Source organism: Romboutsia sp. 1001216sp1, assembly GCF_039841805.1.
Lineage (GTDB): Bacteria > Bacillota > Clostridia > Peptostreptococcales > Peptostreptococcaceae > Romboutsia_C > Romboutsia_C hominis.
In genome coordinates, this window is sequence record NZ_JBDPHA010000006.1 from 85,914 (window position 1) to 106,288 (window position 20,375).

16 protein-coding genes and 3 riboswitches are annotated in these 20,375 nt (G+C 27.4%); of the genes, 2 read left to right on the plus strand and 14 right to left on the minus strand.

Annotated elements, in window-relative coordinates:
- Nucleotides 1-46: 46 nt before the first annotated feature.
- From ABHC41_RS07695 to ABHC41_RS07710, 4 genes are all read right to left on the minus strand, one after another.
- A complete protein-coding gene (locus ABHC41_RS07695; RefSeq protein WP_166506011.1) occupies nucleotides 47-958 on the minus strand; it encodes a bifunctional enoyl-CoA hydratase/phosphate acetyltransferase in 912 nt (303 codons plus the stop codon).
- Nucleotides 959-1,094: 136 nt separating this feature from the next.
- Entirely contained in the window at nucleotides 1,095-4,262 is a 3,168-nt protein-coding gene (locus ABHC41_RS07700; RefSeq protein ID WP_271893638.1) for a SpaA isopeptide-forming pilin-related protein, read from the minus strand.
- Nucleotides 4,263-4,336: 74 nt separating this feature from the next.
- Nucleotides 4,337-4,418, minus strand: a riboswitch (cyclic di-GMP riboswitch).
- 151 nt (nucleotides 4,419-4,569) lie between these two features.
- Nucleotides 4,570-4,651: riboswitch (cyclic di-GMP riboswitch) on the minus strand.
- A gap of 149 nt (nucleotides 4,652-4,800) precedes the next feature.
- Nucleotides 4,801-4,883: riboswitch (cyclic di-GMP riboswitch) on the minus strand.
- A gap of 97 nt (nucleotides 4,884-4,980) precedes the next feature.
- On the minus strand, nucleotides 4,981-6,123 hold the full coding sequence (locus tag ABHC41_RS07705; RefSeq protein WP_092923555.1) for a tetratricopeptide repeat protein: 1,143 nt from the start codon (nucleotides 6,121-6,123) through the stop codon (nucleotides 4,981-4,983).
- A 122-nt stretch (nucleotides 6,124-6,245) separates the two neighbouring features.
- Nucleotides 6,246-8,003, minus strand: a complete 1,758-nt coding sequence (locus ABHC41_RS07710) for a B12-binding domain-containing radical SAM protein (protein ID WP_271893635.1) — start codon at nucleotides 8,001-8,003, stop codon at nucleotides 6,246-6,248.
- Nucleotides 8,004-8,166: 163 nt separating this feature from the next.
- Here ABHC41_RS07710 and ABHC41_RS07715 point away from each other — a divergent pair, with 163 nt between their 5' ends.
- The gene (locus ABHC41_RS07715; protein WP_092923549.1) at nucleotides 8,167-8,367 is read left to right on the plus strand and encodes a hypothetical protein; all 201 of its coding nucleotides are present in this window, start codon (nucleotides 8,167-8,169) and stop codon (nucleotides 8,365-8,367) included.
- Here ABHC41_RS07715 and ABHC41_RS07720 read toward each other — a convergent pair.
- From ABHC41_RS07720 to ABHC41_RS07735, 4 genes are all read right to left on the minus strand, one after another.
- Nucleotides 8,364-9,320, minus strand: coding sequence for a hypothetical protein (locus ABHC41_RS07720; protein WP_271893632.1), 957 nt, complete (start codon nucleotides 9,318-9,320; stop codon nucleotides 8,364-8,366). The genes ABHC41_RS07715 and ABHC41_RS07720 overlap by 4 nt on opposite strands.
- A 279-nt stretch (nucleotides 9,321-9,599) precedes the next feature.
- Nucleotides 9,600-11,300, minus strand: a complete 1,701-nt coding sequence (gene argS / locus ABHC41_RS07725; protein WP_092923546.1) for an arginine--tRNA ligase — start codon at nucleotides 11,298-11,300, stop codon at nucleotides 9,600-9,602.
- A 167-nt stretch (nucleotides 11,301-11,467) separates the two neighbouring features.
- Nucleotides 11,468-11,911: a DUF523 domain-containing protein gene (locus tag ABHC41_RS07730; protein ID WP_092923543.1), complete on the minus strand. Its 444-nt coding sequence runs from the start codon at nucleotides 11,909-11,911 to the stop codon at nucleotides 11,468-11,470.
- Nucleotides 11,912-12,008: 97 nt separating this feature from the next.
- Nucleotides 12,009-14,387: an endonuclease MutS2 gene (locus tag ABHC41_RS07735; protein ID WP_271893629.1), complete on the minus strand. Its 2,379-nt coding sequence runs from the start codon at nucleotides 14,385-14,387 to the stop codon at nucleotides 12,009-12,011.
- 282 nt (nucleotides 14,388-14,669) lie between these two features.
- Here ABHC41_RS07735 and ABHC41_RS07740 point away from each other — a divergent pair, with 282 nt between their 5' ends.
- Nucleotides 14,670-16,124 (plus strand): aminoacyl-histidine dipeptidase, encoded by a 1,455-nt coding sequence (locus tag ABHC41_RS07740; RefSeq protein WP_166506016.1) that lies wholly within the window; start codon nucleotides 14,670-14,672, stop codon nucleotides 16,122-16,124.
- Between the two features lie 57 nt (nucleotides 16,125-16,181).
- Here ABHC41_RS07740 and ABHC41_RS07745 read toward each other — a convergent pair whose 3' ends face one another.
- The 6 genes from ABHC41_RS07745 to ABHC41_RS07770 form a co-directional block, all read right to left on the minus strand.
- A complete protein-coding gene (locus ABHC41_RS07745) occupies nucleotides 16,182-17,384 on the minus strand; it encodes a DUF4179 domain-containing protein (RefSeq protein WP_092923533.1) in 1,203 nt (400 codons plus the stop codon).
- Nucleotides 17,385-17,395: 11 nt separating this feature from the next.
- Nucleotides 17,396-17,917, minus strand: a complete 522-nt coding sequence (locus ABHC41_RS07750; protein WP_092923530.1) for a sigma-70 family RNA polymerase sigma factor — start codon at nucleotides 17,915-17,917, stop codon at nucleotides 17,396-17,398.
- 177 nt (nucleotides 17,918-18,094) lie between these two features.
- Nucleotides 18,095-19,009 carry a GNAT family N-acetyltransferase gene (locus ABHC41_RS07755; RefSeq protein ID WP_092923527.1) on the minus strand — a complete coding sequence of 305 codons (915 nt, stop codon included), beginning with the start codon at nucleotides 19,007-19,009 and terminating at the stop codon, nucleotides 18,095-18,097.
- 7 nt (nucleotides 19,010-19,016) lie between these two features.
- Complete coding sequence (locus ABHC41_RS07760) at nucleotides 19,017-19,520, minus strand: hypothetical protein (RefSeq protein ID WP_202819462.1); 504 nt, start codon at nucleotides 19,518-19,520, stop codon at nucleotides 19,017-19,019.
- A gap of 115 nt (nucleotides 19,521-19,635) precedes the next feature.
- Nucleotides 19,636-19,794 carry a hypothetical protein gene (locus ABHC41_RS07765; RefSeq protein WP_166506018.1) on the minus strand — a complete coding sequence of 53 codons (159 nt, stop codon included), beginning with the start codon at nucleotides 19,792-19,794 and terminating at the stop codon, nucleotides 19,636-19,638.
- 73 nt (nucleotides 19,795-19,867) lie between these two features.
- The gene (locus ABHC41_RS07770) at nucleotides 19,868-20,260 is read right to left on the minus strand and encodes a DUF3887 domain-containing protein (RefSeq protein WP_092923524.1); all 393 of its coding nucleotides are present in this window, start codon (nucleotides 20,258-20,260) and stop codon (nucleotides 19,868-19,870) included.
- Between the last annotated feature and the right edge of the window lie 115 nt (nucleotides 20,261-20,375).

Consider the following 20,375-nt stretch of genomic DNA (forward strand, 5'->3'; position numbering starts at 1 on the left):
CGTTTACCTATTTATATTATAGTATTGTTTGCATTATTTGTATATATTATTTCATGCTCTTGGCAATAAGCGCTCCATATGCTATAGAATATAACTTAGATTCATGACTATCTGCTCTTGATACCAATACTACTGGGGCTTTTGCTCCCATTATAATTCCTGCTGATTTCGCATTTGCCATATATGTAAATGATTTTCCTATTCCATTTCCAACTTCAATATTTGGAACTAGTAATATATCTGTATCTCCACTTACTTCACTTTTAAATCCTTTTATTTCACTTGATTCTTTTGATATAGCTAAATCAAACGCAAGTGGACCTTCAACTATAACACCTTCTCCAAATTTACCTTCTTTACAAGCTTCTTGTAATAGTCTAGCATCTACTGTAGCTTGCATTTTTGGATTTACTTTTTCTTTTGCTGCTAAACATGCTACCTTTATCTCATCCACACCTAAACATTTTGCCGCTTGTATTGCATTTTTTAGTATTTTTTCTTTTTGTTCATAATCTGGAGATATGTTCATTCCGCCATCTGTTAATATTAAAAGCTTATGGTAGTTTTCAAGTTGATATATCATTACATGACTAAGTAAACTCTCTGTTCTAAGTCCATACTCTTTATTGAGCACTGACTTTAATAGTATTGATGTATCAAGTAATCCCTTCATAACAAAATCAGCTTCTTGTTTAGACACTAACTCTACGGCAATCTTTGCACTTTCTTCTATACTTGGCGAGTCTATTATAGTTATACCTTCTAACTCAAAGTTTATGTCATTTGATATAGACTTTATTTTATCTGCTTGTCCTACTAATATAGGTTGTATAACTTCTTTATTAACTGCATCCTTTATAGCTAATAAAACTTCTCTATCTTCTGCTGCTGCAACTGAAAGTATTACTTTTTCTTCTTGCTTTAGTTTGTCTAACATATCGTGTAAATCTTTTATCATCTCATACTCCCCCTTGTTATATATATTTAAATAATATCACATTTAGTACTAAAATAGTTTTCTAGTAGTATAGTCTAAATATTCTATAAAATTAAAAAAATAGTATTAGCATAATACACTAATACTATTTTTTTATTTACTTTCTCTTGTTTATAAATACAATCCCCACTAAAGCTAATATAACTAATGCAATATATCCTATTATAGATTCTTCTCCTGTTTTAGGAGTATTAGTAGTTTTATCTAATACTTTATTATCATTATTATATTTATGCTCTAATTCCTTTGTCTTGCTATTAGTATTTTTTTCAGACACTTCATCTTTCTCATTTTCAAAAACTAATTTTACATTTTCTTTTTGATTAGACTTTATCTCAAAATTTTGTACTTCATTTGTTAATGGGTACCCTTCTGATGATTTTGTTTCTACTGCTTTATACTTGCCTGGTTCTAGACTTACTGTAGCTGTTCCGTCTTTTCCAGTTGTTGTTGTTGTCACATTTTTTCCATCTTGTGTTTGGATTTCAAACTCTGTTCCTGGCAACATTTTACTTGGATTGTCTTTATCAACTTCCTTTATTTCTACTTCTCCATTTGTTTTTTCATCTACTACTTTATTATCATTATTATATTTATCTTCTGATTCACTTTGCTTATTATTAGTATCTTTTACAGGCAATTCTTCCCTCTTATTTTCAAAAACTAATTTTATATTTTCTTTTTGATTAGGCTTTATCTCAAAATTTTGTACTTCATTTGTTAATACATATCCTTCTGATGCTTTTGTTTCTACTGCTCTATATTCTCCCGGCTTTAAAGTTGCTCTTGCTATACCGTCTTCTCCAGTTATTATCGTTGTCACCTTTTTCCCATCTTGTGTTTGGATTTCGAACTCTGTCCCTGGTAACACCTTACTTGTATCATCTTTATCTACTTTCTTTATTTCTACTTCTCCACTTGATTTATTCTCTGATTCATTTAACTTATTGTTAATTTTTTCAGTAGGAATTTCTTGCTTCTCATTTTCAAATACTAATTTTGCATCTTCCTTTTGATTAAACTTTATTTCGAAGTTTTGTACTTCATTTGTTAATATATATCCTTTGGATGCTTTTGTTTCTACTGCTTTATACTTTCCTGGCTTTAGACTTGCTCTTGCTATTCCGTCCTTTCCAGTTATTATCGTTGTTACCTTTTGCCCATCTTGTGTTTGTATTTCAAACTCTGTTCCTGGTAACACTTTACTTGTATTATCTTTATCTACTTTCTTTATTTCTACTTCTCCATTTGTTTTCTCATTTGTTATAGTTCCTATATTTTTAACAGTTCCTATATCACTTTTTTCTATAGTAAACTTTATGTCTTTTCCATCTACTGAATATCCCTCTGGAGCTTTTACTTCTTGTAAATAATATGTTCCTACATTATCTACATCTGATTTAATTAATCCATTCTCATCACTAGTTAATTTTCCTATAACTTTCTTATTAGAATCTTTTAGATTAAATATAGCTCCACTAAGCTTACTTTCCTTATTTTCACTATCAACTTTAATAGCTTCAAAAGCATATCCCTTTTTAGTTTCAACTTTATTACTTGGATTACCATTTATTTTAGCTATATTTGATACAGTTGTTCCATCTTTTACATTGCTAAAATCAGTATATATTTTTACTTCTAAATTTTCTTTGTAATTTATTTGTCCCTTATCATTGATAATATTGACTGTATTATTTGCTTTATCTATTTTACTAGAAAAAGCATCTGGAACTTCAACTTTTACGATCTTTACGTTCGGATCTAATTTATCTACTAAATCTATATATCCCTTTTGGAATACACCAAAACTCTCAAAGTTTATAGAATATACAACACTTTGGTCATCATCTTTTTCTAATTTAGTCTTATCAACAGATTTGTGAGCATTTATAGCTCCTGCATTGTATTCATATTTAACCGTATCATCAACACTATTTCTAGTTCCATTGTATGATAACTTTGCAGTATTTGAGTATGAATCTTCAACATTTGTAATCTTCATGTCGTAACAAACAATATAGTAATCATCTACGTTTCCAAAATTTATAGTTAAATTTCCATTATTAGTGTTTATTTTATCTTTAAATTGATCTGTTACCCACTCAAAGCTTTCATCTTTATTGTATTTACCTATACTTATACTGTCCTTTAAAAGTTCCATTCCTTTAGGTGTAAAGTCATTTAAAGTTACATTTTTAAGATTTGACCTATTTTCATTAATATCTATTCTATATCTTACATTTTCGTTCATAGATGCTACATTTTTACCTTCTGAATTTTTAGCAGAGGTATAACTATACTTACTTATAACATCTTTTGCTTCATTTTTTTGTTTTAATATAACAGTACTATTTAACTTACCATCGCTTTTATTAAATACTGCTGTATTCTTATAAGAACTCAAATTTTGAGTAATCTTTGTCTTATAAGTTACAATATATTTATCTTTAATATTTCCAAAGTTTATACTAAGCCTATTAGATGATTTGCTTATATTTAAGCTATCTGTGACATCTGTTTCTGCGCTATCTCTTTCTATTTTAATTACATTTACAGAACTTGGTATAAGCTCCATTCCTTCAGGCATATTATCTGTTAATACTGCATTTGATATATTTGAAAATTTCTCATTAACATATACTCTATATTGTTGAGTTTTTCCTAGTACTGGATAATATATATTTCCTACCGTATTTCCATCTGAATCTACATGGTCATAATTATTTATAGTTTTAAGAATCTGTCTATCTATTATAGGCTCTGTTTCATTAGATGGTTTTATAGCTATTTCTATGCTAGTAACTGGTTTTCCATCAACCCATACCTCTATCTTCTGATTATCTACTTCTTCCGTTTTATCTGCATATGCTGATACATTAACATATCCTCCTATTGCATCATAAACATCATCCCCAAAAGTTGCTACTACTTTATTACCTTCCATTTGTACACTTTTAAAATGCTCTGGGGGGAATTTAAAGCTAAATCTTTCAAGCCAACTAGGCATTTCAAATTCTATAGTATCACCTGGTTTTATACTCCCTGGACCATATTTAGCCTTATACTCTAGTTTAAAATTCAATTTTTCTCCAGGCTCAATCTCTTTTTTATCACATGTTATAGATACTTCTATTGTATCCCCTTGATTATCTGTCTTAACTTCTTCAGCATACGCAAAATGTGTATTAATTAACACATTTATAACCATTAGTACTGACGTAAGTATCGATATTATTTTTTTTCCTAACTTGTATTTATTTTTCAATAAATTTCACCACCCTTTTTAAATCTTTTTATTTTAAAATAAAAAAGACTATTCAAGATAATGATGATTTATTATCTGAATAGTCGGTTGCACTATTAACTCCATATACCTCAAGTGCCCATATACAAGGTATACTTCTTCATTCCTATTTTTAGCTTATATGTATTTATGCCCTTTTAATAATTTTGCTTTGTGTGCATTTATGCTATATAAAATTGTTAGCTTTCATTTGATTTTCATTAATGTCTTATCAATAAACTTTTATTTTAAAATAAAAAAGACTATTCAAGATAATAATGATTTATTATCTGAATAGTCGGTTGCACTATTAACTCCATATACCTCAAGTGCCCATATACAAGGTATACTTCTTCATTCCTATTTTTAGCTTATATGTATTTATGTCCTTTTAATTATTTTAATTTGTTCGCATTTATGCTATATAAAATTGTTAGCTTTCATTTAATTTTCATTAATGTCTTATCAATAAACTTGTATCTTAAAATAAAAAAGACTATTCGAATAATATTTAAATATTATCTGAATAGTCGGTTGCACTATTAACTCCATATACCTCAAGTGCCCATATACAAGGTATACTTCTTCGCTCCTAATTTTAACTTTTGAATATAATTATATAATCTCAGTGATTTATTATACCCTTTAATTTAGTTAAAGTCAATTTTAGATTTTTTTATAGTAAATTTTAACTTATTTTTTATCTATATTTATCAAGTTCTCTTAAACATGCCACTGTAATTTCATCTTGTGGATCTAATTCATAAGCTCTTTCTATATAATATATAGCATCATCTATATCACCTTTGTTTAGATATGCCATCCCTAAATTGCATAATATTTCTGGATCTTCTTTTATTTTAGCTGCTTGTTCAAAGTGTTCTATAGCTTTATCTATATTGAACATACTAGCTTCACAAAGGCCTAGTTCAACCATTGTATCTACTTGATGTGGTTTAGTTATAAGTATTTTTTCAAAATATTTCTTAGCTTCTTCAAATTCACCCATATTTTTATAAGCTAATCCTATCATAAATAATAAGTTCCACCAATCAGGATGATCTTGTTCAAGAGGTAATAATTTTTCTAGTCCTTCTTCACATTTTCCTTGGAATACTAAATTATAACCTTCTTCATATTGAACTTTAAAGTCCATCTTTCCTATATTTTCTTGAACCTCTGCCATTAAGTCTGCATCTAACCCTAATTTTTGTGCTTCTTCCCATATAACTCTAGCCTTTAAATATTGACCTTGATTGTAGTAATGGTATCCTAAATGATAGTAAGCTAAAGCAAAGTTTTCATCTAATTGTATAACCATTTCCAACTTTTCTAAGGCTTCTAATAAAAACTTATTCATAGCTTCTTTGTCCATATCTTTTTGATACTGCTTTGCTAGTTCCTGGCAAACTATTGAATAATGATATAATCCATCTATGTCATTTGGATACATACTTATCATAGCTTTTAAGTATATTAACGAATCAGTTATCTCACCAATATCAAAGTATTTTTTAGACATATAGCCCATATATTCTTTTATATTTATATTTACTTTTTTGCTAAAAGCATCTAAAAATTTTCTGTATTCTTCATTATACTTAAATTGGCTATCAATACCCATTATATATATCATAGCATCTGCTATAGACATTGTATTTATCTTATCTTGTGCTGTCTTTTCTTTTATTCCTTTAACTAATACCTCATTTTTTATAGGTACATCTAATCCACCCTTAGGTATAGTGTAACCTTCTAAGTTAAATTCTCCACCATGTTTTATAGTTATAAAAGATAATTCTTCTGTTTTCTTTAATAAATACTTTTCTATTTTAAACTTCATTTTTTCCTCCTTTGTAACTTCACATAATAATTTTTAATCTATTAATGTTTATACCCATTAAAAATTTATGTGATATGTTTTCATAATATATAATACCAATATGTAATAATTAGCATTTAATATTATATGTTAACACTATATGACTTTGACTTTTCAAAAACTTTGTTATCATCATCATAGACAAATAAAATTATATTTTTTATCTCTTTTATATCAGCATGTATATCTTCTTTTAACTTTAATATATCGAATCTAAATGGTTCAAAATGAACATATTTTATTATATGCTTAGCTGGTTTATTTTCAAACTGTGGTATATATTTTAATATGTTATCTTCATTTTGTAAGAACATATGACATCTATTTTTAAAATCTTCTACATCTTCTTTATTGAATATTTGAGGTAAATTTGAAGTTTTACCTAATGATATATAATCATACTTTAATATATCATTAAATAATTCATTTTTATCATTTATCTTATCGTTGTAGAAATCTAATAATATTTTATATAATTGATTCTTACCTTGTGCTACATCAAAATACCCATTTTCATCAAAGTAAGTTGCAAATTCTTCAAAGAATTTAAATGGACTTTGCTCATAATAATTATGTATTATGTATCTCATTGACAATACAAAGTTTTTAGAGTTATAGTATCTTTCTAGTATTTCTTCTATATCTTTTAACTTTATCATTTCGCTATAACTTATATAATCATTATATAATACTTCATATGGTGTATAATCTTTGTATCTATATCCATGTTCTTTTGCAGTATTTCTTATACCAGTTCCTTTTATCATCTTTAAGAACCCTAATTGTATATGCTCTATACCTAAATTAAATACATCATTAAATGAATTTTCAAAGCTTGCATAATCTTCATATGGAAGTCCCGCTATTAAATCTAAATGTTGATGTATATTTCTATACGATGCTACTTTTTTAACTGCATAAGATAATTTTTCAAAATCATCTCTTCTTCCAACTGCATCAAGAGTTTTCTGGTTTGTACTTTGTACTCCTATTTCAAATTGGAATAACCCTTCTTTGCAATCTTTTAAGAAGTTTAATGTTTCCTCATCTAATAAGTGTGCTGTGACTTCAAAATGATATGTTGTATAACCATTGTCATTTTCCATAAGGAAATTCATTATTTCTTGTGCAAACTTCTTGTTAGCATTGAAAGTTCTGTCTATAAACTTTATTTGAGATACCCTTGCATCTATTAATGCCTTTAAATCTTTTTTTACTCTATCTATACTAAAATATCTTAATCCTTCAAGTGTTGAAGATAAGCAGTATTGGCAATTAAAAGGACACCCTCTAGATGTTTCATAGTAAACAATTCTATTTTCATATTCTGCTGGATTTAAATGATCATAAGGACTAGGTATTTCATCTAGATTTTGTAATAATTCCTTAGGTTTAGTTACAACTATCTCATCGTTATTTCTATAAACTATACCTTCTACATCATCTAAAGATTTTTGTCCTTTTAGATACATTACCAAATCTCTAAAAACTAATTCTCCCTCTCCATAAAGTATATAGTCTACAAATGAGTGCTTTTCCATAAAGCTTTCGCTATCATAAGTTACCTCTGGCCCACCTAGAGCTATCTTTATACTTGGCTTTACTTTCTTTATATTATGGCATAATCTAACTATATCGTTTACGTTCCATATATAAGTTGAAAATAGTATTACATCATAATCATGTTTGTGTATATCTTTTAATATATAATCTAAATCATTATTTATTGTATATTCTTTTAAATCTACTTCTACTAAGTCTTTTACAAACTCCTTTAAATATCTTATTGCTAAATTTGTATGTATAAATTTTGAATTTAACGTTGTTAATAAAATTTTCAATTATTTCACCTCTTTTTTCATTTATGCTATGATTTTCTGTACATTTTAGGTTAAAATACTATATGTAGTATATTATCATTTTTTTCTTTAATAGAAGGTTTTTTAAACCTTTTTGTAGAATAATAGTATCATAATTATATCTAATTTAGAAAGGAAGTTTTTTATGGAATTAATCGATCAAGTATCTATCAATGCCTTATCAAAAAGGGACTTATTGCTTATTATAAAAGCCTTAGAGTATACAAATGAAAATACTGGACTTAATGAATTTATAGATTTAAGAAACAGTATAATAAAAGAACTATGCTTTTTAACTGATACTAGCGAAGAAGATTTTGTTAATTACCTAGAAAATACTAACTAAGATTTTTTAAATTTAAGATTATATATTCCTGATTTAGCTTTGACTCCTATCTCAAGAATATCATTTTTAAAATCTTTTTTTATAATTTCAATTTGATTAAATATCGGATCTATAGTAATTTCCCCTACTTCTAATTTAATTAGGGATCTTGGATCTACACGATTATTATAAATCTTTTTGTTAATTATATATTTTCTTAGTTTAATTACATATTCAGCCATTGATAAGGTGAAGTCTATATTGTTTATATTTAAATTCTCTTCGAAGTTTAGTATAGATAGTATAGATTTTTTTATACTTAATATTCCATTATCACTTATTTTCCTATCTTCAATATATATATCATACAATACATTTAACATATTTATTAATACTTTATCTTCTTCGTATTCATATACTTTTAAATCTATATACTTGTCTATTATTTGTATTGCTTTAATTCGTTCCATTTGAAACTTAACTACTTGAGATTTATCTAATTCCATTGTAAATCCTATAATTTTTTCTTTTGCACTTTGCAATAATTCTTCATATTCTACATTTTTATTTTCTATTAATTTATGGATTATAATATTATAGCAAATAGCACTTAATATATACTCATATGTATTTTCTTCTATTTTAAGAAACCTTATATACTTACTCACTAAATCAATAACAACTTCTTCACTTTTATCTGCATTTGTGTTTGAAAGTATTACTGGAAGTAATATATTTATTATATTTTTAGTACTTAACTTCTCTCCATAAAATTTATAGTATATTAATTCATCTCTTAGTCTATTGCTATCTATATATACATATCTCTGTATTTTATCATCAATAAGACATTTTGTATTTATTATTATTAAATCTTTTAATGATTTGTCATTCATTTCAAATGCAGATATATATGCATTTTTTATATTATTTTCTATTGTAGTATTAGCTATCATACTCTTAACCTTTCTCATATGAAACTCTATATTACTTTATTGTTATCATCTATTATACTTAATATACTTTGCTTTGACTAACCAAAAAAAAGAGACAGTTTTTCACTGCCATTTTAAAACTTGATTATATTTAATAAACTATATAAATTATTACTATTTATATTTTTACATAAATTTAAAATAAATATATTTGATAATATATTAGAAAATATTATAGTGGTAACTAAAATTAATAGTTTTAGCTACCACTGTATATTATATCAAAATTATAATATTAATTTTTAATCAATATTATAATTACATTCTTTCTGGTGCATGCATACCTAATAACTTAAGAGCATTCTCTATTGTTTGTCTAGTAGCAGCAACTAAAGCAAGTCTTGCTTTTCTTAATTCAACATCTTCAACTAATATGGCATTGTCATGGTAGAATTTATTGAATGCTTGTGCTAAATCTAATACAAATCTAGTTATTATGTGTGGTTCATTCTTTCTTAAAGCATTAAGTATAGACTTGTTGAAAGATGCTATAACCTTTAATACTTCTGAACTATCTTCATCATTTAATAATTCATAATTTATATCTGTAGTTATTTCTTCATTAGCTTTTCTTAAAACTGCACAACATCTTGCATGAGTATATTGAACGTATGGTCCAGTTTCTCCATCAAAGCTTAAAGTTCTTTCCCATGAGAATGTATAATCTTTTATTCTGCTGTTAGATAGCTCTTGGAACACAACAGCTCCAACACCTACTTGCTTAGCTATTTCATCAACATTTAATGCATTAGGATTTTTAGCTAACATTGTTTCTTTTGTTTTTTCTATAGCTTGCTTTAATACGTCTTCTAAGAATACTACTCTACCTTTTCTTGTAGACATTGTTCCATTTTCTAAAGCAACCATACCAAATGGTACATGTACCATATCTTTAGCCCACTCAAATCCAACTAATTCTAGAACTTTGAATAATTGTTGGAAGTGTAAGCTTTGTTGAGAACCAACTACATATATACACTTGTCAAAATCGTAATTATTCTTTCTATAAACTGCAGCTGCTAAATCTCTAGTCATGTATAATGTTGAACCATCATTTTTAGTTATAAGAGCTGGTGGCATATTGAATTCTTCTAACTCAACAACATTTGTTCCTTGAGATTCTTTTAATAATCCTTTTTCTTTTATAGTTTCTATTACTGAGTCCATTTTGTCAGAGTAGAAACTTTCTCCATTATATGAATCAAACTCTATATCTAATAAGTCATAAACTCTAGCAAATTCTTTTAAACTTTCATCTCTGAACCATTGCCATAATGCTTTAGCTTCAGCATCTCCATTTTCTAATTTAGTGAACCAAGCTCTTGCCTCATCTTCCATCTCTGGGTGCTTTTCAGCTTCATCATGGAATTGTATGTATAATTTTAATAATTCTGGTATTGGGTTGGCTTCTACAGCTTCTTTACTACCCCATAATTTGAAAGCTACTATTAACTTACCAAATTGAGTTCCGTAGTCTCCTAAGTGATTTATTCTTACTGTATTGTATCCTTGAGAATCATATATTTTGTATAAAGAATTTCCTATAACAGTAGTTCTTATATGCCCTATATGGAATGGCTTAGCGATATTTGGAGATGAGAAGTCTATTACAACTGTCTTATCCTTTCCTAAATCACTGTGTCCGTACTTTTCTTTTTGAGTTAAAACATCATTTATAACATTTTTAGCTAATTGAGATTTGTCAACGAAGAAGTTAACATATCCTCCTAAAGGTAATACCTTAGATATTGCTCCTTTAGCTTCTATTTTTTCTGCTAATTCTGCCGCTATCATATTTGGAGCTTTTCTAAATACTTTTGCTAATTTAAAGCAAGGAAATGCATAATCTCCCATTTCTTTGTTTGGTGGTACTTCTATAAGACCAACTATTTCTTCTAATGTTAAATCTTCTATGTTTTCTTTTAAGCAGTTTGCTATTTCTATCTTAAAATCTTGCATTATATTTCTCCTCTCATATTCTTATTATTTTATGGTAAATCAATTTATGAGTTTTTTCAAGTTATTTGGTTTATTTATTAACTATATTTTAGCAATATTCTTATTTATAATACAATTTTGTATAAGTTAATTATTCCATTTAAATTTAAAATAAAAATTTACTTTACTTATAGTTCTTTTTCACTTATTACTTTTATTCCATTTTCTATTAATAATGCAGCAGTAACTCCTAAGCCGTCCTTCTTTTTACCTGCAAAACTTCCATCATATATATAACTTGAACCACAAGATGGACTTCCATCTTTTAATATAGCCTCTTTGCAGTTATATAATTTAGCTATTTTTAAAGCTTCATCTGCTCCATTTCTAAACTTTTTAGTTACATCCAATCTTTGCTTATTAATTACACTTGCTTTTCCTTTTATAACATCATATCCATCTAGTTTAACTATTTCTGAAGGTTCTCTTGGTGTGCTCATTCCTCCTAATTGTTCTGGACACACTATTATAAACTCTTTACCTTCTAAGAACTTTTTTACATTTTCATTTTTATTATTTTCTCCATTGTACTTACAATTTATTCCAAGTAAGCATGCTGATACTAAAATCATATTGTACCACCTTATATATATTACTTTTATAAAAAATTTGCTATATCGCAAAATTATATATTTTAAACATCTAACGATATAGTGAACAAATCATTTTTTATTTTAGATTTACGATAGTAACTCCAGCTCCACCTTCTCCATATTGTCCAGCTCTTTGAGACTTAACATGTCTATTTCTCTTTAATACATCTTGTAGTCCAGATTTTAATACTCCAGTTCCTACGCCATGTATAACAGTTACCATTTCAAGGCCAGCTACATAAGCATCATCTAAATATTTTTCAACTTCCATTATAGCCTCTTCTAAATTCATACCTCTTAAATCTACTTCGCTTTTTACTCTTCCTGATTTAGCTTTTATTATACTTCTTGTTGATTTAGTGATTGTTGTTTTAGGGTCTTTTTTAACTTTTTGAAGAGACTTAAACGGTAGATTCATCTTCATTATTCCTATTTGAACAACAGCTTCTTTTTTATTGTTATCAACTGAAACAACGCTACCTTGTTGATTTAAAGTTATAACTTTTACTTCTTCCCCAACTTTTAAGTCTTTTACTTCTTTACTTGATACTTTAGGAACAATCATGCTCTTAACAGTTGGTTGAAGACTTCCCATTGAACTAGATATTTCTTTTCTAAGCGCCTCTATCCTTTGATTCTTTTCTTTAGATGCTCTTTCTTTTTCTAGTTCTCTAAGTTCTTTTACTATTAAATCTACTTCTTCTTTTGCTTGTCTTGTTATTCTAAAGGCTTCTTGTCTTGCTCTTTCCATTATCTTTTCTTTTTGTTCACTCATTTTCGCAAGCTTTTCATCGTACTCAGCCTTTAGCTTTTCTATTTCTGACTTTAATTTTTCGGCTTCTTCTCTATCTTCTTCAGCTTTAATTCTATTTTTCTCTACATTTTGAAGCACATCTTCTATTGCTATATTATCACTATCTATAAACTCTCTAGCTCTACTTATTACATAATCACTTAGCCCTAACTTTCTAGAAATCTCAAAGGCATTTGATTTCCCTGGAACACCTATAAGTAATCTATACGTAGGACTTAAAGTTTCTAAGTCAAAATCAACAGCTGCATTTTCAACACCTTCTTTAGTAAGTGCATAGTTCTTTAATTCACTATAGTGTGTTGTAGCTATACATTTAGCTCCAATGCTTTTTACATCTTCAAGTATAGCTATTGCAAGAGCCGCTCCTTCTATTGGGTCAGTTCCAGCTCCAAGCTCGTCAAATATTACTAAAGAGTCTTCTGTTACTTCTTTTAATATAGATACTATATTTGTCATATGAGATGAAAATGTAGATAAGCTTTGCTCTATACTTTGCTCATCACCAATATCTGCAAATACATTATCATATACACACATACTACTTCCAAAATCAGCAGGTATGTGAAGTCCACTTTGATTCATAAGTGCAAATAAACCAACAGTTTTGATAGTTACAGTTTTACCACCTGTATTAGGTCCTGTTATAAGTAATGTATGGAATTCTCTCCCTAAATAAATTGAGTTTGGAACAACAGTATCTTTATCTAGTAATGGATGTCTTCCCTTTTTTATATTTATAAATTTATCTTCATTTAAAGTAGGTTCTATACCTCTCATTTGTATAGATAATTTTCCCTTAGCAAAAGCAAAGTCTAATCTTCCTAATATCTCTTGGTTAGCTAATAGTTCATTACTTATTTCTCCTACCTTAGAAGATAATTCTGCTAATATTTTTTCTATCTCTTCTTTTTCTTGAAGTCTTAATTGCCTTAATTCATTATTCATATCAACTATACTCATAGGCTCTATAAATAATGTTGCTCCAGATGATGATTGATCATGGACAATACCAGCTACTTGTGATCTATATTCAGCTTTTACTGGCACAACAAATCTATCTCCTCTTACAGATATAATTGCATCTTGTAAGTACTTTTGATATGTAGTTGAAGATATTATTGAGTTTAACTTAGATCTTATAGATTGATTCTTTTGCACTATTCTTCTTCTTATATTTCTAAGCTCACTAGATGCATTATCAGATATTTCTACCTCACTTATTATTGCATTGAAAATTTCTTCTTCTAAATCTCTATATGTGTATAAAGAATTTGATAGGGATTGTATTATTGGGTAGTTAAAACCTTCTTCTTCACTAGATGCTAAATTATTACTAAGCATTCTGGCTACTCTTAAAGTATTTCCTATCATTAGTAAGCTACCTGGGTCTAATGCTGCCCCTACACTTGCTCTCTTTACCTTATCTTCTATATCGTATATTCCCTGTAATCCAACAAAACCTCTTTTTATAAGTATGGCTTGTGCCTCACTTGTTTCCTCTAATCTTGACTTAACTTCATTAAAGTCAGAACTTGGTGTTAGTTTTTCTATGTATCTCATACCTAATGAAGATGATGCTTTGCTTTTCAATAGGTCTATTATTTTATCAAATTCTAAAACCTTTAGTGCTTTTGAATTCATTATTTCCTCCTTGAATCTATATCTATATAATTACGTTTATTTTATGTATATTTGTATTATACTATTTGTATAGCTAACTAATATTATACATAAATATAGTTGTTTATAATAGGATAAAAACTGTATTTTGCTATATATATAAACTTATTAGTTTCAAAACTAACTATTTATTTTGGAATATATTAGATTTAGTGTTATAATATAATTATATTATTTAAGTTTCATGCTTTTTACTTAGCATATACTTAAATATTTAATTTCATCTAAAAGGAGTGAATACTTATGGAAAACGTATTAAAAGGTTTAAATCCAGAGCTTGTTTTTAATTATTTTGAAGAGATATCTCAGATACCTCGTGGTTCTGGAAATGAAAAAGCTATAAGTGATTATCTAAAAAAATTTGGTGAAGACTTAGGCTTAGAAACTATCCAAGATGATGCGTTAAATATCATAATAAGAAAACCTGCTACAAAAGGATATGAAAACTGTCCAGGTGTTATACTTCAAGGTCATATGGATATGGTTTGTGAAAAAAATAAAAACACAGAACATGACTTTACTAAAGACCCAATAAAATTAAGAATAGAAGATGACATGATATATGCTACAGGAACTACTCTTGGTGCTGATAACGGTATAGCTGTTGCTATGGGTATGGCTGTACTTGCATCTAATGATTTAGCACATCCTCAAATAGAAGTTTTAATAACTTCAGATGAAGAGGCTGGAATGAGTGGAGCTATGGCTCTTGACGGTTCTAATCTTAAAGGACAATACATAATAAACCTTGATTCAGAAGAAGAAGGTTTCTTACTTGTAAGTTGTGCTGGTGGGGTTACTGCTCACTCTAAATTAAATGCTGAGTTTACCAATGTAGATGCTAACAAACAAGCTCTACTAGTTGATATAAAAGGACTTCTTGGTGGACACTCAGGAATGGATATAATAAAACAAAGAGCTAACTCTAATATATTAATGGGAAGACTTTTAAACTCATTATGTGTTGACTTTGACTTAGCAAAAGTTGAAGGTGGTTCTAAAAACAATGCTATACCTCGTGAGTGCGAAGCTGTTATAGTAGTTGATAAGAATGATGTAGAAAAAGCTATGGCATGTATAAAAGAAATGGAAAACACTTTCATACATGAATTTGCTTCTTCTGATCCTGACATAGTTGTAGAATGTAAAGAAACTACTGTTGAAAAGGTTCTTACTAATGATTGTAAAAATAATGTAATAAGAACTTTAAACTTAATACCTAATGGAATCCAAACTATGAGTATGGATATAGAAGGACTTGTTGAAAGTTCTACTAACTTAGGTGTTGTTAGAACTCTTGAAAATGAAGTAACTTTTGAATGTGCTGTTAGAAGTTCAGTTACTTCTTTAAAAGAAAATATAACTAATAAAATGAACTTATTATCTCAAACTTTAGGTGGAGAATTTACTTTAGAAAGTGATTACCCAGCATGGGAATATGCTAAAGGTTCTAAATTAGAAGATATATGTGTCCATACTTATGAAAAATTAAATGGTAAAAAGCCTATTATAAAAGCTTTACATGCTGGTCTTGAATGTGGATTATTATTAGACAAAATGCCTCATGCACAAGCTATATCTTTTGGACCTAACATGTTTGAAGTTCATACACCAAATGAGCATTTAAGTATATCTTCAACTACTCGTACTTGGGAATACTTAGTTGCTATATTAAAATCAATGAATGAACATAACTAAGATTAGTTTCTTGTTAAACATAAAATAAGTAGGGAATTTGCCCTACTTATTTTATGTTTAATCTAATTTTACCTTTATAGCTTTATCTTCAAGAACTTCCTTAACATTATATTTATCATCTACAATAGTTGGTACGATTTTTAATTCGCTATAATTATTAGATGTATTTTTATATTTCTCAACTACTTCATGCGTTCCATTATTTACATTCATCCCATCTGGAATTATTTCCTTATTATTTTCATCTTTTACTTTTAATCTTATACGATCAAAATCAACATTATTTATTCCTAGAAACTTATACTTTATTTCTACAGATAGAGGCGAAGCTATTACTTCACTAAATTCTATGCTAGCTACTTTATTATTTAATGAAAATTCTATAACTTCATCTATTGAATATGATTTAGATTTATCTATTAAATCCTCTCCCTTTATGTCTATATTAAACTCCCAGTTTCCTCTTATAATCCCAGAATGTGGACCACCAGCTTTTTTAACCTCATCATAAGATTTATATTGAGATTCCCAATCTTGTTCAAGATGAAGTTTTTTAATTTGAATTTTGAAATTATATATTTTATCTTTGTTTATAACATAAGGAAATTCATCTTTTTTAACTCGTTCAGAATTAATGTCGTTGCCTTCTTTAATAGTCATATCTATTCCTTGTTCCATAACAACATCTACTGATTTTTCTTTTTTTTGATAATGATCTCCTATTGCCCAAGATTGACCTTCATACTTAACTCCATCTATATATATATTGTTTATTTCTCCTACCGTTAATAGTGTTTCCTCTCTTCCCCATTTATCAAATGACCACTCTTTCTGTTGCTTCTCTGTGAAATCTTTGAATGGATTAAATTTGCTGTAATCAACATTTAAGTTTAGTATCAAGCTTCCATTATCTAAAATTACATCTTTAAGTGAAATCTTTACATTTTTATCTATCGCTACCTTATTTATATTGTACTTATAATCTTCAAGTTCTTCTTTTTTCATATTTACAATATCACCTAATGAATACCAAAATCTTTCTATGTCTGCCCATATATTATTATCTAGAATAATACCACTACTTAAAATTGCTAATAATGAAGCTGCTACTATACCTCTTTTAAATCTTTTATTCTTATTTCTATTTCTAATTTTTATTTTCATTTTATTTTTAAGCTCATCATTATTATCAAACTTTACTTCTTCATAATCATCTACATTCATTTTTACATCATTTAATATTTCAAAATCGTCCTTCATACTTAACCTCCCTATTTAGATATACTTTCCCTAATTCTTTTTCGCCCTCTGGATAAACGATTATATAAATTAGACACCTTTGCGTTATTTTTCACTGCTATACTCTCCAAACTTTCACCTTCTAAATAGTGTTTTATAAAAAGTTCCCTATCTTTATCATTTAAATGACTTAGTATCTCTTTTATTTCTTCCTCAATTTCAGCTTTCATTAAATCAGTATCTATGTAATATAATTCTTGACTTATATCAGTAGTTTCAATTTTTGATATATACTTTCTTTTATAATCTATCGCTTTATATTTTGATATTGCACATACCCAGTTTTTAAAATCATTCTTGCTTTTATCAAAACTTTTTATACTATCCCATATAGATAAAAGTACATCACTTACACACTCTTCCTCATAATTTATAAGTACACCTAAATGTCTTCTAATTACTGATGTTATTAGACCCCTATAACTATCTATTAACATCTCCATTCCTTCTTCTTTCCTTTTCCTTATATACTTAATAATCAATTCATCTTGCAAAATAATTCCTCCTTACCCTCTTTTATAAAAGCTTTTATACTAACTAATACGTAATCTATATAAAAATCCTATCAACTTAGTTCAAAATTTTTTATTATTTACACGAAATTAAAGCAGAGTTTCACATTAACAAAACTCTGCTTTATAAAAATTTTATAAATTTATTAATAAAATTAATTACAATATAACCCATCCGCCCATTATCTGGCTTACTTCAAATCCTCTTTTTTTGTACATTTCATAGGCTATTTTATTTTGTTCTATGACTATAAGCGCAATTTCTTTAACTTGTCTCTCTGCTAAAAACTGTATTGCTGTTTCTATTATTCTCTTTCCATACCCCTTGCCTCTATATTTTTTACATAATCCAATATCAAATAATCCCTTGTCACTTTCAATAATAATTTCTATAAATCCGATTTCATTATCTTCTTCATCTAATACTATAAAATATCTATTATTATCATTTTTACTTTTTTCTATATTTTTGTTTACAGTGTCAATATTTGTTACTGTACCATGTGGCATATCACTAAATGAATCATTATAAATATCTATATACCTTAACTTATTTTCTTCATTTAAACTTTTTAGCTTCAATAATTTATTCCTCTTACACCTATCCTTTAATACCATTTCAAAAGAATTGTATTCTATTTTAAAGTTTAGTTTATTTATCTCTTCATTAGATATTTCTTGTTTATTTATTCCTAATCTTATATCCGTCGCTCCTTTTGCTTTAGATATGTTAACAGATTCTTCTACTAGTTTTCTTATTATTTCAACTTTATCTGTTATATCCTTAGCACATTTTATTTGGTGAATATATGCACTTTTTAATATTTTTGCTACTTCTAAAACTACGCATATACTCGCCACTACTTTATTTTCCTCAAAATAAAATAATGCACCTTCACCATATTCATATATTTTTATATTAAATTTATCATCCAATTCTTCTAATAAATTAACTGAATTTTCCTTAACTTTTATGAATTTATAAACTTCATTCTTTTCTATATTACTTAAATTAGTGTATGATTTTATATATCCCATAAATTTACCCTTTTGTTTCAATTCCTCATCTTTCATTTTTAATCTATTTAACCTTATATTTATTATAAATACATTTATAACAAAGTACCATTCCTACTATCATAAATGAAGATAGTATAGCAATAACTATACCTCCTACCATAGAACCAAGTAGTGGTATCAATAAAAATGATAACCCATACGCAATCCACATAATTCCATTTGCTCTATTATATGCTTTTATATTACTTATTTCTTCTGATTTAACTATAGTCCCTGCCCAAAAGTGCATAGGAGTTTTTCTTTTAAATGAATATATTCCTATTCCTACAAAAAACAAAACTGCAGGCATCATTGATATAGCTATTACTATATCATCTTTTTGAGTATAGCTTGTTTGGCTAGACTTGAAATTATTATATTTAACCGAATTTGTGCTACTTTTTAAATTATACTTTTTTATTAATTGATTATATGTTTCTATTGTTTTATTACTATCTTTATCATTGTATATTAGAGTTTTATCGCTTGTTGTGATTTTTATATATGGTTTGCTATTACGATACACATATAACTTCCCCTTTTCATCTCTGTCTATTTGGAAAGTTCCCCTTAAATATGTTGCTGTGCTAGTACCATTTACTTTATTTCCTATAGGAATGTCATCTAATAGCTCTGCACTTTTAATATCCTTTATATATGCTATCTATTTTTATCCTTATTTTATCTTCTTCGAAGTGCATTTTATGAAGACTATGGTCCATATTTAGAAATATAATTAACCCCATAGCCATCGCTATCATTATCCCAAAGACTATCTTTTCATATTTATTAGAAATCATAATATCATCCCCTATACAAATAAAGATATATAAATCAATATATTAAAATTGACTTACATATCTTTTCTCTACATTACTTCATATATAACCCCTCTAGCTTCATATCTTCATTATAAGTGATTGTAAACTGTGCTTTACCATTATCAAATTCCACAACTTCTACTACAGTAGCTAAATCTTCATTACCTATTAATTCTTCTTTGTTAATAGACTTAAATTTACCTAGTTTATCTTTCATAGGTTGCCACGCTTCTTTTAATTGTTCTGCATTTATTTGAGTTTTTAAATTTTCACTCATTTTATCTATAACTTTACTATACTCGTCATTACAAATCATATTAACTATTCCTTGAGCATCTTCTTTTAACAATTCTTCATCATAAGATTCACTTAATTTTGAAGTAGTACATCCCCCTAGTACAACTCCTGTTAAAAATACTAATAATAGCATTTTCATTTTTTTCATAACACATCCCCCTTATTTTATTAGTATTGCAATATTTTCGTTTGGTAGTTTATTTAATTTTATTATAATTCCTAATACATTTGATAATCAAATAAATATACATAGGACACAGTAA